The organism is Cytobacillus oceanisediminis (assembly GCF_007830235.1).
GTDB lineage: Bacteria > Bacillota > Bacilli > Bacillales > Cytobacillaceae > Cytobacillus > Cytobacillus oceanisediminis.
In genome coordinates, this window is sequence record NZ_VLKI01000025.1 from 1 (window position 1) to 21,011 (window position 21,011).

Consider the following 21,011-nt stretch of genomic DNA (forward strand, 5'->3'; position numbering starts at 1 on the left):
CCAGAATTTTATTTTATCGGTCACTTTTCCGACATATCGGTCAGATTTCATTTTTATCGGTCACTTTTTCCATATATCGGTCAGTTGCCTCTATGGCGCTCTTTTGAAGCTACACCACTAAACCGAGCAATTACAAATGGCCTGCAATTTCAATTAAAATTTACTGTGAAGCTTTAAGCAACAACTCGTATAATTTGATGGTTAATAAAAGAGTGAAAAAAATTATCCTCTTTTCCGCAGCACCACATCCTGTCTTGCCTAACAGCATAAGCCCCAGCAAAAATAAAAAGCCCCCGTCCGAGGAGCTCCCTTTTAAGAAAATATTTCTGGCATTGTTATTTTTTTAAGTTTCTTTAAGTAATAATTATATTTTGGATTGCTTGTATCTGTAGTTATTAAATCTTTTTCACAATCTGTGCAGATAAAAGAAGTGTATAGATGTATTCCCCTTGTTTTAGCCTGCTCGCAAATGACACATTCTTCTCCTGCATGTTTTTTTGCTAATAGCGAACCCAATCACTCCACCTCCATACACTTATTCTGCCCAGTAATATTTTATTGTATACAATTTTTCGAATATTCATTGGCGGTTTTTTTTGAGGTTACTTGATTAATATTGTATGATGGAAATCCTATTTGGGTGTATGTCTATCATGGATTTCTTTATAAAATTGCTTATTTAATGAGGGGACTGGCTATATTGCAGGTGTGGCTCTTTATAGGAAATACCCTATTTGTTAAAATAGGATAAGAATCTAAGGAAAGTGCAATAATTTGGTGATGAAATGAATCAGGAACGGACTCCATTATTTGATCAGTTGAAAAAGCATGCCTCACAGCATCCAATATCTTTTCATGTCCCGGGACATAAGTATGGAGAACTTTTAAGCTATGGTGAAATAGAATACTTTAAAGATATTTTAAAGCTGGATGCCACGGAACTCGGTGGCCTGGATGACTTGCACTCTCCCGAGGGAGTGATATTGGAGGCTCAAAGGCTGCTTGCAAATTTGTACGGTGTCTCCACAAGTTATTTCTTGGTAAATGGGTCAACTGCAGGGAACCTCGCTATGATTATGGCGGCGGCTGAAGAGAATGATACCGTATTAGTACAGCGAAATTGCCATAAGTCGATCCTTAACGGCATTTCTTTGGCTAAGGCAAATCCGGTTTTCTTAGCGCCTGAATACAACCAGGATTGGGGCGTGGCTGGAGGGGTGTCGTTAGAGACGGTAAAAGAAGCAATCGAGCAATACCCGCATGCCAAAGCGCTGATTTTAACCTACCCTAATTATTATGGAATGGTTTTCGACTTGGAGCAGATTATTAAACATGCTCATCAATATGGAATACCTGTGCTGGTGGATGAGGCGCATGGGGCACATTTTATAGGAGGAAAGTGTTTTCCGGCTTCTGCAGTCCAACTCCAGGCGGATATTGTTATACAATCAGCCCATAAGACACTGCCTGCTATGACGATGGGGGCGTACCTGCATTTTAATAGTAAACTTGTAAACGAAGAAAAATTAAGCAGCTATTTGGGGATACTCCAATCAAGCAGCCCCTCCTATCCAATTATGGCCTCGCTTGATATGGCCAGAGCGTATTTAGCTTCTTTTTCAGATAAAGATGCGGATAAACTATGCGAGAAGGTTGAAAGTTTCAGGAATGCATTAAGCACAATAAAAGGCATTAAAGTCCTGCCTTATGATAATAATATCGGCGATCCTCTAAAGGTTACAATTCAATCCATAACCTCCCTAAGCGGATTTGAACTTCAGCAAATTCTGGAGCAGCACGGTATCTATGCAGAAATGGCTGACCCCTATAATGTTTTGCTTGTTTTTCCACTGCTAAAAACATATATGGACTATCCTGTTGATCGGGTCGTCAGTTGTTTAGAGGAAGGAATAAAAATTTATTTACACACAGAAGATCAAAAAAAGAAAATGATATTTTCAAAAAAGCCTGTTTCAGAACTTGTTTTAAATCAAAAAAAACGAGAAGGCCTTATCATCAAGCCAGTTCCACTGGCGGACGCTGTCGGCAGGGTATGCGCACAGGAGGTGACCCCTTATCCGCCGGGCAGTCCGCTTTTATTTCCGGGGGAACCAATACATAAGGAAGATATCCAAAATATAAGAATTCTTAAGGAAGCCGGTGCGCGCTTTCAAAATGAGGAAAATATCAAACAAGGCACCATTAAAATATATGAATGATTATGGAACAGCTGGAGGAAGTAATATGAATAATGGAATGTTTATTACCGTTGAAGGGCCTGAAGGTGCCGGAAAAACGACAATCATTAATATGCTGGCAAATAGACTTGAAGCGGAAGGCTTTCAGGTCCTTCAAACGAGGGAGCCAGGCGGAATTGAAATTGCTGAACAAATCAGAGGTGTAATCCTCGATAAAAATAATACAAAGATGGACCCGAGGACCGAAGCTCTTTTATATGCGGCGGCTAGAAGGCAGCACCTGGTTGAAAAGGTAAAGCCCGCATTAGAAAAAGGCTATGTATTATTATGTGACAGGTTTATTGACAGCTCACTTGCTTATCAAGGGTATGCAAGGGGATTAGGCATTGAGGAGGTCTTCTCCATTAATAGCTTTGCAATTGAGGGAATGATGCCTAAGCTAACATTGTACTTTGATATTGAACCAGAGGCTGGGTTGGAGAGAATCAATCAGCATAAGGGCAGGGAAGTAAATCGTCTTGATCTGGAAAAATTAGACTTTCACCATAAAGTACGCGAGGGATATCTCAAATTAATGGAGCTTTATCCTGACAGAATTTATAAGATTGATGCATCAAGGCCGGTGGAGGATGTCTATAAACAGGCAGAAGCAAAACTAAAAGAAGTGCTAGAAGGGAAAATATAAGAAAGGGCCTTAAAGATTTTATATCTTTAAGGTTTTTTTGTAGAAGAAGTAAGTGCAAGAGCGTGTAGCTATCTGCTATATGCATTCAGCAGCTTCAGGCGGAAATTATTATAGGCAATTTTTTTAAAAATAATCTCCGCAGTATTCCCTTAATTTCTGCTTGAGCATAAAATAATTGATATAATAAAGGTAAGGAACAACGGATATAAAACTGTAAAGGGGATGGGTCTATGAAATTAATCCTGGCAGTAATACAGGATCAAGACAGCAATAAGCTTATGAATGCCTTGGTGGATAATAATTTTCGTGCAACAAAATTGGCCAGTACAGGCGGTTTTTTGAAATCCGGCAATACTACCTTCATGATCGGCACAGAGGATATTCGGGTAGAACGGGCTCTGCAGATTATTAAAGAAAACTGCCGGGCAAGAGACCAGCTTGTTGCACCCGTTTCACCAATGGGCGGAAACGCTGATTCTTATGTGCCCTATCCAGTAGAAGTAGAAGTGGGCGGTGCAACAGTTTTTGTATTGCCAGTTGAGCAATTCCACCACTTTTAATAAACCATTATAGTATTTACAGGGGCCCATGCTGCCTCTTTCGGAGGGTAATGTATGAAAATCAACCAGGATCTTCAGCTGAAAATGGAAAATATCCGCCAGGATCAAAAGCAGTCAGCGGGGGATGGCGCCAAGTTTTATGAACTGGTTCAGAAGCAGGGCGAAAAGATGCAGGCTTCACAGCTTCAGGGATTATTAAAAGATATAGATGCCGCCGGAGAACGCCTTGCTCGTTCCCGGACTTTTAAAGACTTGTCCAAGTTTAAAACATTGGTTAAGAGGTTTGTGAAAGAAGCCGTTGACTATGGCATGGAGCTGAAGCAATCACATAGCTGGAATCAATTTGGACAAGGCAGGTCGCTAAAGGTTGTCGAAACCGTTGATGAAAAGCTTTCTGAGCTGACAGATGAACTAATGAAAAAAGAAGAGTCTTCGATTGATATACTTGGAAAAGTTGGAGAAATTAAAGGTCTTTTAATAAATTTATATACGTAAGTGAGTGATTGTTGTGGGAAAAACGTGGGCACAGCTGGAGGCCATACAGCCAGTAGTATTGAAAATGTTTAAAAATAGCATAGTGAAGGATCGGCTGGCCCACGCCTACTTGTTTGAAGGAATGAAAGGGACAGGGAAGCGGGAAGCGAGCACACTTTTAGCCAAAAGCCAATTCTGCAAGGCTCCCGTTGAAGGGTATGTTCCATGTGAAACATGTTCAAACTGTAAAAGGATTAATAGCGGCAATCACCCGGATGTCCATATCGTAGAGCCGGACGGACTGTCTATTAAAAAGAATCAGATTCAAAGCCTGCAGGAAGAGTTTTCAAAAACAGGTGTAGAATCAAAAAGAAAACTTTATGTGATTGTACATGCAGACAGGATGACTGTAAATGCTGCCAATAGTCTGCTGAAATTTCTGGAGGAACCTCATTCGCAAACGACTGCCATTTTAATTACTGAACAGTCCCAGCAAATGCTTCCTACGATTCTATCCCGCTGCCAGACGATTACTTTTAAACCTTTATCCCCAGCTGAAATGATCGAACAGTTAAAGAATAATGGAGTAGATCCTAGCCAGGCACCATTACTTGCACAAATTACCAATAATTTGGATGAGGCTTTGGAATATAGTTCTGATGATTGGTTTGTACAAGCACAAAAAATAGTGTTAAAATTATATGAAGTGATTAAGAAAAATCCACTTGAGGCAATGGTTGCCCTTCAGGAGGATTGGTTCTTGCACTTTAAAGAGAAAGAGCAGATTAATCGCGGCTTAGATTTATTACTTCTTATTTTTAAAGATTTATTATATATACAGCTTGGGAAACAAGACCAGGTTGTCCATCTAAACGAAAAGAATCGTTTAGAGCAGTTTGCACTGCAATCTTCTACAAAGCGTCTAACTGAACAGATGACGGCTGTTTTGGAAGCGAAAAGAAAATTACAGGCAAATATGAATCCGCAGCTGTTGATGGAACAGCTTGTGTTAAAATTGCAGGAGGGATCTTCCTTTGTATGATGTAGTAGGAGTGCGCTTTAAAAAAGCGGGCAAGATATATTATTTTGATCCCGGAGATCTCTCAATACAAAAGGATGACTTTGTCATTGTCGAAACCGTTCGAGGCGTAGAGTACGGAAAAGTAGTTATAGCCCCGAAACAGGTTGATGAACATGATGTTGTCCTGCCATTAAAAAAGGTTCTTCGTATTGCAGATCAAAAGGATCGCATGATTGTTGAGGAGAACATGCAGGCCGCAAAAGAAGCATATGAGGTTTGCTGTGAGAAGGTCAATACACATCAGCTCGATATGAAGCTTGTGGATGTTGAATATACATTTGATCGAAATAAAGTCATATTTTATTTTACGGCTGATGGGCGGGTTGACTTTCGTGAACTTGTAAAAGACCTTGCAGCCATATTCAGGACAAGAATTGAACTTCGCCAGATTGGTGTGAGGGATGAAGCGAAAATGCTGGGCGGCATTGGCCCGTGCGGAAGGATGCTTTGCTGTTCCACATTCCTGGGCGATTTTGATCCAGTGTCCATAAAAATGGCAAAAGACCAGAATCTTTCGTTAAACCCAACGAAAATTTCAGGTTTATGCGGGCGCTTAATGTGCTGCCTGAAATATGAGAATGATGAGTACGAAGCAGCTAAAGAACAGCTCCCGGACCTTGGGGAATGGATTCAGACTCCTGATGGACCGGGAAAAGTCGTAGGCTTAAATATATTGGAGCGTGTTCTTCAAGTAGATGTTAAAGAACAGGAGCGCGTACTCGAATATACACTCAATGAAATTTTAAAACAAGGTGCTGTATCAGTTCAGTCCACAGATTAAGAGGTGGAAGGCGTGGATAAAAAAGAAATCTTTGACTCAGTAAGTAACATGGAAACCCAAATTGGAGAGTTATATCAGCAGCTTGGTGAGTTAAAGCAGCATTTGGCAGAAATACTTGAAGAGAATAACTCTTTAAAGCTGGAGAATGAACATTTAAGACGCCATTTAGACATATCTTCGGAAAAGGAAAGCACATCGGTTAAAAAGAAAAAAGCAGTGCAGCCTGCCGGAGATACGGATGAGGATAAGGTGATTGATATCGGGGAAGGCTATGATAATCTTGCCCGCCTCTATCAGGAAGGCTTTCACATTTGCAATCTTCATTTTGGCAGCCCTAGAAAAGAGGGCGACTGCCTGTTTTGCTTGTCCTTCCTTAATAAGAAGTAAACTTTTAGCCTTCCTGATTAAAGGAAGGCTATTTTTCCATATGAAATAGGCTTAATTAGTCTTTTTCAAAAGGGCTATGTTAAAGCAAATGGTTGATATTGGCACTCTGTTGATTGGAGCGGAAGGCGCGAGATCCTCGAAAAGGCATCGCATTTTCTTCGTGCGATGCCTATTCAAGGATGCTTGTTCAATGTCCTGCGGGAAGAGCGAGTCAAAGGGGGACCGACCCCGCAGGCTTAGTGCTGGAGGAGGCTCCCGGACCGCCCGCAGTTCGCTGAGCGCCCTGGAGCGGAAATCAACAGACAAGTTTATTAACAGAGCTTTCAGAAAGAATACAATTTAAGAAACAGAGCATGGAGGATCAAGTATGGATTTTTTAAAAGAAGGTGAACGGCTGGACTATTTGCTGGCAGAGGAAATGCGGATCATCCAGAGTCCGGCCGTATTTTCTTTCTCGCTGGATGCTGTACTGCTGGCCCGGTTTGTATATGTGCCGATTCAAAAGGGGAACCTTATTGATTTGTGCAGCGGTAATGGTGTTATTCCATTATTTTTAAGTGCAAGAACAAAAGGCACCATTACAGGGGTGGAGATTCAGGATCGGTTGCATGATATGGCTGTAAGAAGCATTGAATACAACAAACTTCAGGACCGTATAAAGATGATCCATGGGGATATAAAAGAAATGCCCCAGGTTCTTGGGTATGGGAAATTTGATGTCGTGACCTGCAACCCTCCGTATTTTCCTACACCTTCCCGTGATGAAATCAATGAAAATGAACATTTAGCAATTGCCCGCCATGAAATTCTATGTACCTTGGAGGATGCCATTAAAGCATCAAGCCAGCTGGCGAGACAGGGTGGCAAGGTTGCATTTGTTCATCGGCCGGGCAGGTTCCTGGATATCGTCACCTTAATGCGGAAATATAAGCTTGAACCGAAAAAGGTTCAATTTGTGTATCCAAAGGCAGGGAAGGAAGCGAATACCCTGCTCATTGAAGCTGTTAAAAACGGAAGCCCGGATTTGAAAATCTTGCCTCCGTTATTTGTATATAATGGGGAAAATGAATACACACCTGAAATAAGAGAGATTTTATATGGAGAATAGCCACTATTTTTATGTTCTTTATTGTAGGGATGGCAGTTTATATGCAGGCTATACGAATGATCTTGAAAAAAGAATAAAGGTCCATAATGAGGGCAAAGGGGCCAAGTATACAAGAGGCAGAGGGCCGGTTAAACTGGTCTTCTCCAAGTTATTTTCGGATAAGAGTGAAGCTATGAGGGCTGAATATGAATTTAAACAATGGCCCAGGAAAAAGAAGGATGAGTTTTTAAAGCGACATAATATTTCATTTTAAAAATTTGAGAACGGTCTAGCTCCGAGCGCCATCGGCTCGAGATTTTAAGCATGTCTAGTTTTGGCTCCTAGGGACGAAAGATTAGCCAATCCATTTCAGAAGGAGTAAACACCTTCTTACAGGGCTAGTCTTATGCTTGTCGTCCCTGGGCAAGTCGCCTACACATTTCAGACAATCCGTCCAGAAGGTAAAGGGCAACCTTCCAGCCGGTTTGTCTGAAGCTTAAGGCCCGCAGGATAAGGAAGGGCTTCGACAGCCTCCTCATCGTACGAAGTAAAAACGATAGCTTTTACGAGGATGCGGTTTCATGCAGACATTGCCACAGGACAAGGAAAGCTGCGGCAGCGTTACATCGCACGACCAAAAGTGTTAGCTTTTGGGAGGACGTGGCGGTTTTAGTCTGCAATCAACTGGTGGCGCTCTGCGCTTTTCGCGAAGGAAACGGGTGGTACATATGTGGCAGCAAAAAAGCTTTGAAAATGAAGAGACAAAAGGAATCCTTTATTTGGTTCCAACTCCAATTGGAAACCTTGAAGATATGAGTTTTAGGGCTGTAAGGATTTTAAAAGAGGCTGACTTTATTGCAGCGGAGGATACACGCAATACTAAGAAGCTTTGCAATCATTTTGAGATTGTGACGCCCATAATCAGTTATCATGAACATAATAAGGAAGCAAGCGGGCAAAAGCTTCTGGAGAAAGTGGCAAATGGCGCGAAGATTGCCCTGGTCAGCGATGCGGGAATGCCAGCTATTTCAGATCCGGGTTATGACCTTGTAACAGCAGCTGTTGAAGAAAGGCTTACCGTTGTGCCGCTTCCGGGTGCCAATGCTGCATTAACCGGTTTGATCGCTTCCGGAATTAATACACAGCCCTTTTATTTTTATGGCTTCTTAAACAGGCAGAAGAAAATAAAAAAACAAGAGCTGGAAAAGCTGGCGAAGCTGCCGGCGACAACGATTTTATATGAAGCTCCTCATCGCCTCAAGGAGACCCTATCATTAATTTGTGATTTAATGGGAAACCGGAACATCTCCTTGTGCCGGGAACTAACGAAAAGATATGAAGAATTTATTAGGGGAACGGTTTCTGAAGCAATCGAATGGGCCGCCAGCGGAGAAGTAAGAGGGGAATTTTGCATCATTATTGAAGGTGCCTCTGAAGATATGAAGGAAGAAGAACCAGTCTGGTGGGAAAATGTTTCAATAGAAGATCACGTAAAGCATTATATAGAAGAAAAAGGATTGGCAAGCAAAGAAGCCATTAAGCAAACAGCAAAGGACAGGGGATTAAATAAACGGGATGTTTATCATGCCTATCATGTCGAGTAATAAAAAAAGCTTCTCACAACTGTGAGAAGCTTTTCTCTTTATTATTTTACTAATTCAAATGTGTTTTGAATTTCTTTTAATAGCTGTTCAGCACCGTCACGGCTAAGGATTAGTTTTCCGTTAGCTAAAGAGATGTTTTCGTCAGAAACTTCTCCAGTAACCTGGCATGTCATGTTTGGCTTGTACTTCTTAAGGATGATTCTTTCGTCATCTACATAGATTTCCAAAGCATCCTTTTCTGCAATTCCTAATGTACGTCTTAATTCAATAGGGATAACAACGCGGCCAAGCTCATCAACTTTACGAACAATACCTGTGGATTTCATAATAAATTTCTCCTCTCAAATCTCCAAATAATATTTTTCTCTATCTATGTTGTTTCGTCATTATTCGACAAAATCTTTATTAATTACATAATACCAGCCATTCCCAAATACGTCAATTACTTTATGTTTAATTCATATAGAAAATTTTAGGATATACACTGGAGTATTGATACAATAAGGTTTTATTGCTGAAATGAAAGAGTAGGAGAGGGAGGAAGCCAGATTTTTGCTATAAATTTCGAAAATGACTTGTTTCGACATTTCGACAAAATTCTACAAAAACCTTTACCATCGATATAATAATATTCGTAGGTGCATTTCCTTTTATAGGGATAAAGAAGGAGTTGTATTTTATTTTTTTATTAAGCAGAAGTTTTTTATAAAGTCTGGTTTCGCAAACTTTGTTGCTTTTCAACAAGTAGTGAGGAAAGGTTGATTTCCGCTCCAGGTGCTCGCTTTCCGCGGGGCAGGCGGTGAGCCTCCTCGGCGCACAGCGCCTGTGGGGTCTCACCTGTCCTGCTACTCCCGCAGGAGTCTCGCACCTTACGCTACAATCAACCAACCTTTTTTATCAGTTTCCATTCCTCATAACCTATTTAAAACAACAATCTTTTAGAAAAGAGCCTTTATAAAAAAGCTCTGTTAAAATTGTCTGTTGATTTCCGCTTCAGGGCGCTCAGCGAACTGCGGGCGGTCCGGGAGCCTCTCAAGCACTAAGCCTTTGCTCTGCCTTTGTCCCTCTTTTCCCGCAGGACATTGAATTAACATCCTCTAATTAACATTGCACGAGGGAAATGCGAATGCATTTTCGAGGAGTCCCGCCTTCTGCTCCAATCAACAGAGTGCCAAAATCAACAATGAGCTTTAACATAGCCTATAAAAAAGATTCATTAGCTTCACATCTGCCTATTGGTTGCACAAATTCAAGTTTTTAGGTATATTTTGATGGTATAAGAGGTTATGATGACGAATATAACATCTTGAAAAACACGGATATAGCAGGCCCAAAAACGGCACGATTTTCTGATTTTTACTCTCGTCCACATTGGGCGGGATTTTTTAATAGTTGATGAGATTTTATAAAAAAGAGTCAATAATAAGCTTAGCTGCATAAACATATGCACCGATGCTTTCTTAAAATTAGGGAGGGAATCTTGTGGAGGAAAAATTAAAGACTTTTTATCTGACCACTCCAATTTATTATCCTAGCGGAAATTTACATATAGGGCACGCCTATACAACTGTAGCCGGTGATGCGATGGCACGTTATAAGCGTATGCGCGGCTATGATGTTATGTACTTGACTGGAACTGATGAGCATGGACAAAAGATTCAGGAGAAAGCGGAAGAGAAAGGTGTTACTCCGCAGCAGTATGTAGATGAAATCGTGGCAGGGATACAGGAATTATGGAAAAAGCTCGATATATCCTACGATGATTTTATCCGTACCACTCAAGACAGACATAAACAGATTGTAGAAAAAATCTTCGCCCAGCTTGTTGAACAGGGAGATATTTATCTTGGAGAATACGAAGGCTGGTACTGTACTCCTTGTGAGTCTTACTACACAGAGCGCCAGCTGTCGGATGGAAACTGCCCTGACTGTGGACGTCCGGTCCACAAAGTAAAAGAAGAATCCTATTTCTTCAAGGTCAGCAAGTACGCTGACAGGCTCCTGCAATATTATGAAGAAAATCCGTCATTCATTCAGCCGGAATCCCGCAAGAATGAAATGATCAATAACTTTATTAAGCCTGGGCTTGAGGATTTGGCTGTTTCCCGAACAACGTTTGACTGGGGTGTAAAAGTTCCAAATAATCCTAAGCATGTTGTATATGTTTGGATTGATGCTTTGTCCAATTATATTACAGCTCTTGGCTACGGGACCGATGATGATTCAAAGTATTTGAACTATTGGCCCGCAGATGTTCATTTAGTAGGGAAGGAAATTGTACGTTTCCATACCATTTATTGGCCAATCATGCTTATGGCTTTGGATCTGCCACTTCCTAAAAAAGTTTTTGCACATGGATGGTTATTAATGAAAGACGGCAAAATGTCCAAATCGAAAGGGAATGTAGTTGACCCGGTGACATTGATTGACCGCTATGGACTGGATGCACTCCGCTACTATTTACTTCGTGAAGTGCCATTCGGTGCAGACGGCGTATTTACGCCTGAAGGCTTTGTAGAAAGAATCAACTTTGACCTTGCCAATGATTTAGGAAATCTTTTAAATCGTACCATTGCAATGGTGAATAAATATTTTGATGGTGTTATTCCAACTTATAAAGGGTCCGACGGAGAGTTTGACCAGCTGCTGCTTCAAATGAACCGTGAGACTGTTTCCAAGTATGAGGAAGCAATGGAAAAAATGGAGTTTTCTGTTGCCCTTTCTGCCGTTTGGCAGCTTGTTAGCAGAACAAATAAATATATAGATGAAACGCAGCCTTGGGCGCTTGCCAAAGAAGAAGCAAAGAGAGAAGAGCTTGCAAGTGTAATGGTACATTTAGCAGAGTCTCTGCGCAGAATTGCTGTGCTTCTTCAGCCTTTCTTGACCCGTACACCGAAAGAAATTTTCGCTCAATTAAATGTAAATGAAGAAGCATTAACATCATGGGAAAGCCTTGAAACTTTCGGACTGATACCGGAAGGCACAAAGGTCTTAAAGGGAGATCCTATCTTCCCTCGCCTTGATATTAATGATGAAGTGGAATTCATTAAAACAAAAATGCAGGGTTCAGCTCCTAAAGAGGAAGCAAAGCCTGAATCAAAAGCAGAAGCAAAGCCGGATAGCGAAGAAATCACGATTGATGATTTCATGAAGGTCGATTTAAGAGTGGCGAAGGTTATCCAGGCAGAACCGGTGAAAAAGGCTGATAAGCTTCTGAAGCTGCAGCTGGATCTCGGCTACGAAAAACGCCAGGTTGTTTCCGGTATTGCAAAGTTCTATAAACCGGAAGAATTGGTTGGCAGAAAAGTCATTTGTGTAACAAACTTGAAACCTGTTAAGCTTCGCGGCGAGCTATCAGAAGGAATGATTCTGGCAGGCGGAAAAGACGGTGAGCTTTCACTTGCCACAATTGCTGAATCCCTTCCTTTAGGAGCAAGAGTTAAATAATTTTTCATTTGTTTAAAAAAAATTAAAAACATAGAAGTGTTAAGCGTATACCGTAAGCATTTCTATGTTTTTCTTTTTAAACAATAATATTTTCCAAAAGTAAAAAATCAGCAGAAAGTTAACTATTTGAACCTGGAAGGGAATGACCAACCCAATTTCTGTTGTTATATAAGTGAAAAAATTGTAATAGAAAAATAATATAAGCAAAAAGGAGTTTTTTCATGTTTTTCGACACACATGCACACTTAAATGCTGAACAATATAACGAAGATTTGAAAGAGGTAATCGACAGAGCCTTAAGTGAAGGAGTATCCAATATTGTGGTAGTCGGTTTTGACCGTCCAACCATTGAAAAAGCCATGGAGCTTACAGAGAAGTACGAGTTTATTTACGCAAGCGTTGGGTGGCATCCGGTTGATGCGATCGATATGACAGAAGAGGATCTACAGTGGATTGAGGAGCTTTCCCAGCATCCGAAAGTGGTGGCTCTTGGAGAAATGGGCTTGGACTATTATTGGGACAAGTCTCCAAAAGATATTCAAAAGGAAGTATTCAGAAAGCAAATCCGCCTGGCTAAAAAAGTAAAGCTTCCAATCGTCATCCATAACCGTGATGCAACAGCTGATATTGTAGAAATTCTTAAGGAAGAAGGAGCCGGAGAAGTAGGCGGAATCATGCACTGCTTTAGCGGAAGCCCTGAAACAGCCAAAGAGTGTGTAGATATGAATTTCTATATTTCTTTGGGAGGACCAGTTACATTTAAGAATGCTAAAAAGCCGAAAGAAGTGGCTGATGTTATTCCCTTGGAAAAGCTATTGATTGAAACGGACTGCCCGTATTTAGCTCCACATCCATTCAGAGGGAAAAGGAACGAACCTAGTTATGTAAAACTAGTTGCAGAGCAGATAGCAGAAATAAAAGGAGTTTCTGTAGAAGAAGTTGCAAGCGCCACAACCGAAAATGCAAAAAAATTATTCGGCATAAACTGATAACCCTTTTTGTCGAATCCTGTAGGAGCTTGTCCAAATTTTTTCTGTTTCTAAAAAGTTCTACATGTCTCCTTCGTCTCATAGGATAACCATGTCGATAAGTCTCTCTTTCCTTTCTCTTGTTTTTTTTGCATAATAGGAAATACGTTTAAGAGAACAGCTTGCCATTTATTAGAAAAAGAAGGTTCCTAAGGCGGAATCGCGATCTGCCAAGGAAAAGTAACCAGTGAAAAAAAGAAGGATTTTTTAAATGCAATGTTGAAAAGTATTAAACCAGGGCGAGCGGGTGTTCAAAAAAACGGAGCATTTACAGGAAGGTATGCATAGAGGGGGATCTGTCTTTCATACATAAAGATAGAGTGCAGTTCTTCAAAAGCAGTCAAAATAGCCGCATGCCTGCATTCCGCCAGCCTGTATGGCAGCAAGGAAAGTGAAAGAGTTGACAGCCGGCAAGATACTCTATATAATCACTCCGAGAGAAAAGGAGGCGTTTTTCATCGTGATTCAAAACATGAAAAACCTGTTATCCAAGTCTTTGAGTAAAAAGAAAATGGCCATTTTTTCTGCTAGTTTAATAGTTTTTGCAGCTGCTTTCGGTTTCATCATGTATGAAACAACAAAGAAAACAGTAGCATTAACGCTGGATGGCCAAGAGAAAGTCATCAAAACGCATGCAACAACGATTCAGGATATATTCGATGATCTAAACATTTCATTGCGCTCAGAAGATTATGTGTTTCCCTCGGTAAACACACAGGTGAAAGACAAACTGGAAATTGTTTATGAACCGGCTAAACAGGTTCAAGTTGTAACAGATAACGAGAAGAAAACGATTTGGACCGCAGCAAAGACGGTTGAGGAAGTTTTAAAAGAACAGAATATTACTTTAAAAGAACAAGATAAGGTTCAGCCAAAGCCAGAGGATAAAATTAAGAGCAACATGGAAATACAAGTAGAAAAAGCATTTTCTTTAACGCTGAATAATGGCGGAAAAGAAAAGCAGGTTTGGTCAACTTCGACTACGGTCGCTGACTTTTTATCACAGCAGGGAATCAAAATCAATGAATTAGACCGTGTTGAACCAAAGTTGGAAGAGACAGTCAAAGCCAATGACACTATAAAAGTCATTCGAGTTGAAAAAGTCACCGATGTAGTGGAAGAACCAATTAATTTCGCAGTTGTTACGAAAAAAGACAATAATTTGGCTAAAGGCACTGAAAAGGTCGTGAATGCCGGAAAAGAAGGCCTTCTGACAAAACAGTTTGAAGTTGTTTTGGAAAATGGCAAAGAAATTTCCAGAAAACTGATCAGTGAAAAGAAAGTAAAAGAAAAGCAGGATAAAGTCGTTGCTGTTGGAACGAAGGTAGCTGCGGCAACACAGGTAGTGTCCCGTGGAACCAGCAGTAAGGAAAGCGGAAAAGAAATTTACGTAACCTCTACAGCATATACTGCTCATTGCAGCGGCTGCTCAGGCAAGACGGCAACTGGATTGGATCTGCGTGCAAATCCGGGTGCAAAGATAATAGCTGTTGATCCAAGTGTAATTCCGCTTGGAACGAAAGTTTATGTTGAAGGCTATGGTTATGCAGTTGCAGCTGATACAGGCGGAGCTATCAAAGGAAACAAAATTGATGTTTTCTTCGCTACTAAAGCAGAAGCTTATAAATGGGGCAGAAGAACTGTAAAGATTAAGATATTGAATTAATTTTAGCTTTTTTATAAATATTTCCTTTTCATGCAGGGGTCATTCCCCTGCATTTTTTATTGCTTAGCGGAGAAGTTAGAAATAACATTTTTTCTTTTACTGGGACTTTCAGATATAATAAAAAATATTCTTTATAAATATATTCTTCTTTCATTTATTTAGACGAATTACATTACAGAAATGTTTCAAGTTTTTTTCATTTTTTTAAATTCATTTTTTAAAAGTTAGGCAAAGCCGGTAAAGAGCGGCTGTTTGTTTGTAATATAGAGGAGGAAGTATGAAGATAAAAGAATTCATTGTTGTGGAAGGCAAGGATGATACAGCAGCCATCCGAAGGGCGCTGGATGCCGATACAATTGAAACAAATGGTTCAGCCATCAATAAGGAAACAATCGAAAAAATAAAGCTGGCCCAGCAAACGAGAGGCGTTATAGTATTTACAGATCCCGATTTTCCCGGGCAGAAGATAAGAAATACGATCACAAATGAAGTACCGGGATGCAAGCATGCTTTTATAGAAAAGGCGGATGCCTTGCATAAGCATGGGAAAGGGGTTGGCGTTGAGCATGCTTCCCCGGAAATGATCCGTCAGGCTCTTAAAGATGCCCAGGTGATGATGGAAACTTATGAGGAAACAATTACTCAGGAAGACTTGGTCACAGCCGGCCTGATTGGTGGAGACGGTGCCAAAGAGAGAAGAGAAAAGCTTGGAAAGATGCTTAAAATTGGCTATACAAATGGGAAACAGCTTCATAAAAGGCTGATGATGTTCCAGGTTAGCCAGGAGGATTTTGCGGCTGCAGTAGAAGCTATTCGCAAGGAGGAACAAAATGCATAAAGATATTGCAACACCAGCCAGAACGAGAGCGATTTTGGATAAATACGGTTTTTCTTTTAAGAAAAGCCTTGGACAGAACTTTCTAATTGATACCAATATACTCCGAAGAATCGTCGATCATGCAGATTTAACGGAAGAATCCGGCGCAATTGAAATTGGCCCAGGAATAGGAGCCCTGACTGAACAATTGGCAAGGAGAAGCAAAAAAGTGCTTGCTTTTGAAATCGACCAGCGCCTTCTGCCCATTTTAGAAGAAACATTATCGCCATACCCTAATACAAACATTATTAACGAAGACGTATTAAAAGCAGATGTAAACGCAGCAATTGAAAGGGAGTTTAATGGGATTAATGATATTATGGTCGTTGCCAACCTCCCGTATTATGTGACAACTCCAATCATTATGAAACTGCTGGAGGACAAGCTGCCAATCAGGGGTATCGTCTGTATGCTACAGAAGGAGGTTGCTGACAGGATCTCAGCCCGTCCGGGCACTAAGGATTACGGCTCCCTATCTATCGCTATCCAGTACTATACAGAGGCGGAAACAGCCATGATTGTCCCTAAGACGGTATTTGTACCGCAGCCGAATGTGGACTCCGCAGTCATTAAATTAACAAAGCGAAAAGAGCCGGCAGTAACCGTTAAGAGCGAACGGTTCTTTTTCCAAGTGACAAAATCAAGCTTTGCTCAAAGACGTAAGACCCTGCTTAATAATCTGACAAGCCAGCTTCCGGAAGGAAAACAAAAGAAGGAGCAAATCCTGTATGCACTTGAACAGGCTGAGATAGATCCTGGGAGAAGAGGCGAAACATTATCCATAGAAGAGTTTGCGCGTTTAAGTGATGCCCTTCTGCCTTACTTTTCTTAAAGGCTGTTTTATAGCTCATAGTTGATTTTGCCACCCTGTTGATTGGAACGGAAGGTGCGGGATCCTCGAAATGCATTCGCATTTTCTTCTTGCGATGCCTATTCTTAAAAAATGTACTCAGATTTTAAAATAAACCAAAAAAGCCTGCTAAAAGCGGGCTTTTTTTTATAGCCATAATGCGGGCTGTAAATAAGGGATATATTCTCCTTTTATACGCACATGTTTATAGACGAATGCATAATTTATGACATAAATATTAATTCCATCAGCGGTCTTATCCCGTTAATGAGATATAAAAGCCAAAGAGATTAGAGAAGCCCGTGTTCCCCATGTGGGCCAATTGGAGTGACGACATTGACTATAAATATTATGGATATCGTCGGAAGAATTTCTTATCGCTGTGATATTCTATTCCGTGTGATTGATATTAGAGAACAGAACGGCAAGAAAATGGCCGTTTTATTTGGAGAGGATATTCGTCTTGTTGCCGATGCTCCCTATGAAGATTTAATCGTCATCAACCAGGCGGACCGAATGAAGATCGAACAGGAGTATAGATCCCTCGAAGAGCAGTCCTTTCAGCTTTTCAGACAGGATATAGCCCTTTTAAGAGAAAAACAGGAGTATGAGGTCACAGACGGCTACAGCAAGACACTTAATTATTTTCAGATACCAGGAAGAGTGCTGCATCTGGATGGAGATCCCTCATATTTAAAGAAATGCCTGAGTGTATATGACAAAATAGGCATCCCGGTTACAGGCATTCATTGCAATGAAAAGGAAATGCCGATGAAAATAGGACAGCTCATCGATCATTACAGGCCTGATATCCTGGTTGTTACCGGTCATGATGCATATTCCAAGTCTAAAGGAAAGAAATCGGATATTACTGCTTATAGGCATTCCAGGGAATTTGTGCAAACGGTAAGAGAAGCCAGAAAAAAGATTCCCCATCTGGATCAGCTCGTTATCTTTGCAGGGGCCTGCCAATCCCACTTTGAATCGCTGATCCATGCAGGAGCCAACTTTGCGAGCTCCCCTTCAAGGGTGAATATCCATGCTCTCGACCCTGTTTATATTGTAGCTAAAGTAAGCCTTACTCCTTTTATGGAAAGAATTAACGTATGGGATATCTTAAGAAACACATTAACAGGTGAAAAGGGATTGGGAGGTATTGAAACACGAGGTGTTTTGAGAACAGGGATGCCTTTTAATAATGAACAGTTAAATGAGTCATAATCCGGCAAGCCGTTTATATTTAGGGAACGGCTTGTTTTTTTTGTGGCAATAAAAAAGCATAAAGCTACAAATTATGATGTGTTTTGACATTTAAAGCCTCTGGAAAGAGCAGAGGAACAGCTGATAAATCGCTTTCCAGATGGATCTTTAAAAACTATACATATTCTTTTAAGTTTACGGTAATCCTAAAATTGTTGAAAATTAGAAGAAAAAGTAGAAGAAAACATATTGACATTTATTTTTAAAGACTGTTATAATTTATATTTTTGTTTGACAACATTGTGTCAGTGTGATATACTTTACATAGTGAGGTGGACCGAATGGCAAAAACATTATTGGATATTAAAAAAGCTCTTGATTCAAATCTTGGAAAAAGGCTCTTGCTAAAAGCAAATGGCGGACGCAGAAAGACCATTGAGCGTTCAGGTGTTTTGGCAGAAACGTACCCTTCCGTATTTGTGATTGAATTAGATCAAGATGAAAATGCATTTGAACGTGTATCTTACAGCTATGCGGATGTTTTAACAGAAACGGTTCAAATTACATTCTACGAAGACACATCAGGACAGGTTGCTTTAAGCTAATATATATTTTACAGCAGAGCGGTGAACATTTTGTTTGCTGCTTTTTGTTTTGTCTTTTTTGCTGAGGGGCTGTTTATTCAGGATAAATAAGGGGCTTATGAATAGAAGGTCCCTGTTCCATAATAAAAGTACCGCAGTTAAAGGAGATGTTAATGTTGGGCAGAAGAAGAGGCGTTATGTCAGATGGTTTAAAAGAAGAAATCGCAAAAGAACTTGGGTTTTATGATGTAGTCCAAAAAGAAGGCTGGGGCGGCATTCGTGCCAAAGATGCCGGCAACATGGTGAAGCGGGCTATCGAAATGGCACAGCAAAATCTTAGCAAATAACACATAGCTTTGTTCATTGTTTCAACCATTAACAATAAAAACTGTACTGCGGCTGCCGGAGCTTACGCTTCGGCATTTATTATTTAGAAGTGTCTCTAAAAGACCGGAAATCTCGAAAGAACCTTATTATTCAGGCCCTTGCGCTTTTCTGTTCAATTTGTGGTAAAATAGGACAAAAAATGGAGACGCTCTATAAGAAAGGTGTAAGGCACCTTCTTGTCGGATTGGCTTATGACCTCGAGCCGATGGTGCCTGGAGCTAAACAGTTATCAAAGTCTAATTTTATAAATTTTTTTATATTTAAAGAAGTAGGTGGAAATGTTGAAGGTCATGGTTAAGGCACCTGCTAAAATCAATTTGTCATTGGATGTTTTACATAAACGGGAAGATGGCTATCATGAGGTTGAAATGATTATGACAACTATTGATTTGGCGGACCGCCTGGAATTAACGCTTTTAAACAAGAATGAAATAAAAATTATCTCGCATAACCGTTTTGTTCCGGATGATCAGCGAAATCTTGCCTATCAGGCTGCGCATCTTCTTAAAGAACGGTTTCAAGTGCAAAAAGGTGTAGCCATTACGATCGAAAAAACGATTCCTGTTGCTGCTGGGCTTGCGGGCGGAAGCAGTGATGCGGCAGCTACTCTTAGAGGCCTAAATAAGCTATGGGAATTGGGCCTTTCAATGGATGAACTTGCCGAAATTGGGTCGGAAATTGGTTCGGATGTGTCTTTTTGTGTTTATGGAGGGACTGCTTTGGCAAAAGGAAGAGGAGAAGTGATTAAAGAGCTTCCCGCACCTCCTACTTGCTGGGTAATACTTGCCAAGCCATTTATCGGCGTATCGACAGCGGATGTTTATAGAAGGCTTGATGTGAACCAGGTACACCATCCGAATACTGGCGGAATGATTGAAGCTATACATAACGGAAGCTATGCAGGGGTTTGCCATAATCTCGGAAATGTCCTTGAGGATGTAACATTACAGATGCATCCTGAGGTGGCACAAATTAAAGACCAAATGAAAAGGTTTGGGGCAGATGCTGTCCTGATGAGCGGTAGCGGCCCTACGGTGTTTGGACTTGTCCACCATGATTCAAGAATGCATCGGATTTATAATGGCCTAAGAGGATTCTGTGATCAGGTGTTTGCTGTCAGAATGCTTGGGGAAAGGCATAAGCTTGATTAAATCCGTATATTAATGGTATATTATCGTTAAAATATTCGGATTTACATGGGGGTTCCACAAATGAAATTTCGCAGAAGCGAACGGTTAATAGATATGACCAATTATTTATTAAACCATCCGCGTCAGCTGGTATCCTTAACTTTCTTTTCAGAAAGATATGGTTCTGCCAAGTCCTCCATAAGCGAGGATTTAACAATCATTAAAGAAACATTTGAGCAAAGGGGAATAGGCACACTGCAGACCGTTTCCGGAGCAGCTGGCGGAGTCAAGTTCAATGTAAAGGTAACAGATGATGAGGCTCGTCCATTTGTAGATGAACTATGCGGCCTAATAGCCAGTCCAGAAAGGCTTTTGCCGGGCGGATATCTGTATATGACTGACATATTGGGAGATCCACTGATTGTCCAGCGTGCCGGTAGACTATTTGCCTCCGCATTTGCAGATAAGCCAATTGATGTCGTGATGACTGTGGCTACCAAAGGGATACCCCTCGCATATGCTGCCGCTAACTATCTCAATGTACCTGTTGTCATTGTAAGGCGGGACAGCAAGGTGACAGAAGGTTCGACTGTAAGCATTAATTATGTGTCAGGATCGGCAAAAAGGATCCAAACGATGGTTCTCTCAAAACGAAGCCTTGCGGAAGGATCCAATGTCTTAATCATCGATGACTTTATGAAAGCCGGCGGAACAGTGAATGGCATGGTCAGTATGCTGGAGGAATTTAAAGCAAATCTGGCTGGGATTGCTGTCCTGGTTGAGGCTGAAAAAGCAGAAGAGCGGCTGGTTGATGAGTACCTTTCTCTTGTACGCCTCTCCGATGTAGATGTACGGGAAAAGAAGATCAATGTAAGTGAAGGCAACTATTTTAAAAAATAGGTTACGTTTAAAGTTCATTTTTACCGCCCGCGGAAAGCGAGTAACTGGAGCGGAAATCAACAGGCAAGTTTAACAGAGCTAAAAA

At 40.8% G+C, this 21,011-nt stretch carries 22 protein-coding genes; 20 read left to right on the top strand and 2 right to left on the bottom strand.

The annotated features are described in order from the left end of the window. Positions 1-312: 312 nt before the first annotated feature. Positions 313-516: a sigma factor G inhibitor Gin gene (locus IQ19_RS24330; protein WP_110067691.1), complete on the bottom strand. Its 204-nt coding sequence runs from the start codon at positions 514-516 to the stop codon at positions 313-315. A gap of 269 nt (positions 517-785) precedes the next feature. On the opposite strand from IQ19_RS24330, the gene IQ19_RS24335 reads away from it, so the two are divergent. The 10 genes from IQ19_RS24335 to rsmI all read left to right on the top strand — a co-directional run bounded on the left by IQ19_RS24335 (position 786) and on the right by rsmI (position 8,857). After that, positions 786-2,219: an aminotransferase class I/II-fold pyridoxal phosphate-dependent enzyme gene (locus IQ19_RS24335; RefSeq protein WP_144545986.1), complete on the top strand. Its 1,434-nt coding sequence runs from the start codon at positions 786-788 to the stop codon at positions 2,217-2,219. 25 nt (positions 2,220-2,244) lie between these two features. Beyond that, positions 2,245-2,883 (top strand): dTMP kinase, encoded by a 639-nt coding sequence (gene tmk / locus IQ19_RS24340; protein WP_144545988.1) that lies wholly within the window; start codon positions 2,245-2,247, stop codon positions 2,881-2,883. Positions 2,884-3,113: 230 nt separating this feature from the next. Further along, a complete protein-coding gene (locus tag IQ19_RS24345; RefSeq protein ID WP_009336682.1) occupies positions 3,114-3,443 on the top strand; it encodes a cyclic-di-AMP receptor in 330 nt (109 codons plus the stop codon). Between the two features lie 54 nt (positions 3,444-3,497). After that, positions 3,498-3,938 carry a YaaR family protein gene (locus IQ19_RS24350; RefSeq protein ID WP_144545990.1) on the top strand — a complete coding sequence of 147 codons (441 nt, stop codon included), beginning with the start codon at positions 3,498-3,500 and terminating at the stop codon, positions 3,936-3,938. 13 nt (positions 3,939-3,951) lie between these two features. Further along, positions 3,952-4,959: a DNA polymerase III subunit delta' gene (gene holB, locus IQ19_RS24355; RefSeq protein WP_144545992.1), complete on the top strand. Its 1,008-nt coding sequence runs from the start codon at positions 3,952-3,954 to the stop codon at positions 4,957-4,959. After that, positions 4,952-5,779 carry a PSP1 domain-containing protein gene (locus tag IQ19_RS24360; protein WP_144545994.1) on the top strand — a complete coding sequence of 276 codons (828 nt, stop codon included), beginning with the start codon at positions 4,952-4,954 and terminating at the stop codon, positions 5,777-5,779. The genes holB and IQ19_RS24360 overlap by 8 nt, the downstream gene beginning before the upstream one ends. Before the next feature lie 12 nt (positions 5,780-5,791). Further along, positions 5,792-6,166, top strand: coding sequence for a DNA replication initiation control protein YabA (gene yabA, locus IQ19_RS24365; protein WP_144545996.1), 375 nt, complete (start codon positions 5,792-5,794; stop codon positions 6,164-6,166). A 367-nt stretch (positions 6,167-6,533) separates the two neighbouring features. Next, complete coding sequence (locus tag IQ19_RS24370) at positions 6,534-7,274, top strand: tRNA1(Val) (adenine(37)-N6)-methyltransferase (RefSeq protein WP_144545998.1); 741 nt, start codon at positions 6,534-6,536, stop codon at positions 7,272-7,274. Continuing rightward, entirely contained in the window at positions 7,264-7,527 is a 264-nt protein-coding gene (locus tag IQ19_RS24375) for a GIY-YIG nuclease family protein (protein ID WP_144546000.1), read from the top strand. Before IQ19_RS24370 ends, IQ19_RS24375 begins: the two co-directional genes overlap by 11 nt. 454 nt (positions 7,528-7,981) lie before the next feature. Then, positions 7,982-8,857 (top strand): 16S rRNA (cytidine(1402)-2'-O)-methyltransferase, encoded by an 876-nt coding sequence (gene rsmI / locus IQ19_RS24380; RefSeq protein WP_144546002.1) that lies wholly within the window; start codon positions 7,982-7,984, stop codon positions 8,855-8,857. 41 nt (positions 8,858-8,898) lie between these two features. Here rsmI and IQ19_RS24385 read toward each other — a convergent pair whose 3' ends face one another. Continuing rightward, positions 8,899-9,183 carry an AbrB/MazE/SpoVT family DNA-binding domain-containing protein gene (locus tag IQ19_RS24385; RefSeq protein ID WP_144546004.1) on the bottom strand — a complete coding sequence of 95 codons (285 nt, stop codon included), beginning with the start codon at positions 9,181-9,183 and terminating at the stop codon, positions 8,899-8,901. Between the two features lie 1,156 nt (positions 9,184-10,339). Between IQ19_RS24385 and metG the strand changes: the two genes are divergently transcribed. The 10 genes from metG to purR all read left to right on the top strand — a co-directional run bounded on the left by metG (position 10,340) and on the right by purR (position 20,926). Next, positions 10,340-12,304, top strand: a complete 1,965-nt coding sequence (gene metG / locus IQ19_RS24390; protein ID WP_144546006.1) for a methionine--tRNA ligase — start codon at positions 10,340-10,342, stop codon at positions 12,302-12,304. A gap of 221 nt (positions 12,305-12,525) precedes the next feature. Further along, the gene (locus IQ19_RS24395; RefSeq protein ID WP_144546008.1) at positions 12,526-13,293 is read left to right on the top strand and encodes a TatD family hydrolase; all 768 of its coding nucleotides are present in this window, start codon (positions 12,526-12,528) and stop codon (positions 13,291-13,293) included. 511 nt (positions 13,294-13,804) lie between these two features. Further along, the gene (locus IQ19_RS24400; RefSeq protein ID WP_144546073.1) at positions 13,805-14,998 is read left to right on the top strand and encodes a G5 and 3D domain-containing protein; all 1,194 of its coding nucleotides are present in this window, start codon (positions 13,805-13,807) and stop codon (positions 14,996-14,998) included. Positions 14,999-15,275: 277 nt separating this feature from the next. Continuing rightward, a complete protein-coding gene (gene rnmV, locus IQ19_RS24405; RefSeq protein WP_144546010.1) occupies positions 15,276-15,836 on the top strand; it encodes a ribonuclease M5 in 561 nt (186 codons plus the stop codon). After that, the gene (rsmA, locus tag IQ19_RS24410; protein WP_144546012.1) at positions 15,829-16,707 is read left to right on the top strand and encodes a 16S rRNA (adenine(1518)-N(6)/adenine(1519)-N(6))-dimethyltransferase RsmA; all 879 of its coding nucleotides are present in this window, start codon (positions 15,829-15,831) and stop codon (positions 16,705-16,707) included. The genes rnmV and rsmA overlap by 8 nt, the downstream gene beginning before the upstream one ends. A gap of 354 nt (positions 16,708-17,061) precedes the next feature. Further along, positions 17,062-17,946, top strand: a complete 885-nt coding sequence (gene yabG / locus IQ19_RS24415; protein WP_144546014.1) for a sporulation peptidase YabG — start codon at positions 17,062-17,064, stop codon at positions 17,944-17,946. A gap of 320 nt (positions 17,947-18,266) precedes the next feature. Further along, a complete protein-coding gene (veg, locus tag IQ19_RS24420; RefSeq protein ID WP_110067675.1) occupies positions 18,267-18,530 on the top strand; it encodes a biofilm formation stimulator Veg in 264 nt (87 codons plus the stop codon). 155 nt (positions 18,531-18,685) lie between these two features. Then, complete coding sequence (locus IQ19_RS24425; RefSeq protein ID WP_144546075.1) at positions 18,686-18,856, top strand: small, acid-soluble spore protein, alpha/beta type; 171 nt, start codon at positions 18,686-18,688, stop codon at positions 18,854-18,856. A 321-nt stretch (positions 18,857-19,177) separates the two neighbouring features. Beyond that, positions 19,178-20,047 carry a 4-(cytidine 5'-diphospho)-2-C-methyl-D-erythritol kinase gene (gene ispE, locus IQ19_RS24430; RefSeq protein WP_144546077.1) on the top strand — a complete coding sequence of 290 codons (870 nt, stop codon included), beginning with the start codon at positions 19,178-19,180 and terminating at the stop codon, positions 20,045-20,047. Positions 20,048-20,107: 60 nt separating this feature from the next. Then, on the top strand, positions 20,108-20,926 hold the full coding sequence (purR, locus tag IQ19_RS24435; RefSeq protein ID WP_144546016.1) for a pur operon repressor: 819 nt from the start codon (positions 20,108-20,110) through the stop codon (positions 20,924-20,926). Positions 20,927-21,011: the final 85 nt, after the last annotated feature.

Bases quoted from the DNA above. Each gene is read 5' to 3' on its own strand.
- IQ19_RS24335 (WP_144545986.1), top strand. From the start codon at position 786: ATGAATCAGGAACGGACTCCATTATTTGATCAGTTGAAAAAGCATGCC.
- tmk (WP_144545988.1), top strand. From the start codon at position 2,245: ATGAATAATGGAATGTTTATTACCGTTGAAGGGCCTGAAGGTGCCGGA.
- IQ19_RS24345 (WP_009336682.1), top strand. From the start codon at position 3,114: ATGAAATTAATCCTGGCAGTAATACAGGATCAAGACAGCAATAAGCTT.
- IQ19_RS24350 (WP_144545990.1), top strand. From the start codon at position 3,498: ATGAAAATCAACCAGGATCTTCAGCTGAAAATGGAAAATATCCGCCAG.
- IQ19_RS24370 (WP_144545998.1), top strand. From the start codon at position 6,534: ATGGATTTTTTAAAAGAAGGTGAACGGCTGGACTATTTGCTGGCAGAG.
- IQ19_RS24375 (WP_144546000.1), top strand. From the start codon at position 7,264: ATGGAGAATAGCCACTATTTTTATGTTCTTTATTGTAGGGATGGCAGT.
- rsmI (WP_144546002.1), top strand. From the start codon at position 7,982: ATGTGGCAGCAAAAAAGCTTTGAAAATGAAGAGACAAAAGGAATCCTT.
- IQ19_RS24385 (WP_144546004.1), bottom strand. From the start codon at position 9,183: ATGAAATCCACAGGTATTGTTCGTAAAGTTGATGAGCTTGGCCGCGTT.
- IQ19_RS24395 (WP_144546008.1), top strand. From the start codon at position 12,526: ATGTTTTTCGACACACATGCACACTTAAATGCTGAACAATATAACGAA.
- IQ19_RS24400 (WP_144546073.1), top strand. From the start codon at position 13,805: ATGAAAAACCTGTTATCCAAGTCTTTGAGTAAAAAGAAAATGGCCATT.
- rnmV (WP_144546010.1), top strand. From the start codon at position 15,276: ATGAAGATAAAAGAATTCATTGTTGTGGAAGGCAAGGATGATACAGCA.
- rsmA (WP_144546012.1), top strand. From the start codon at position 15,829: ATGCATAAAGATATTGCAACACCAGCCAGAACGAGAGCGATTTTGGAT.
- veg (WP_110067675.1), top strand. From the start codon at position 18,267: ATGGCAAAAACATTATTGGATATTAAAAAAGCTCTTGATTCAAATCTT.
- purR (WP_144546016.1), top strand. From the start codon at position 20,108: ATGAAATTTCGCAGAAGCGAACGGTTAATAGATATGACCAATTATTTA.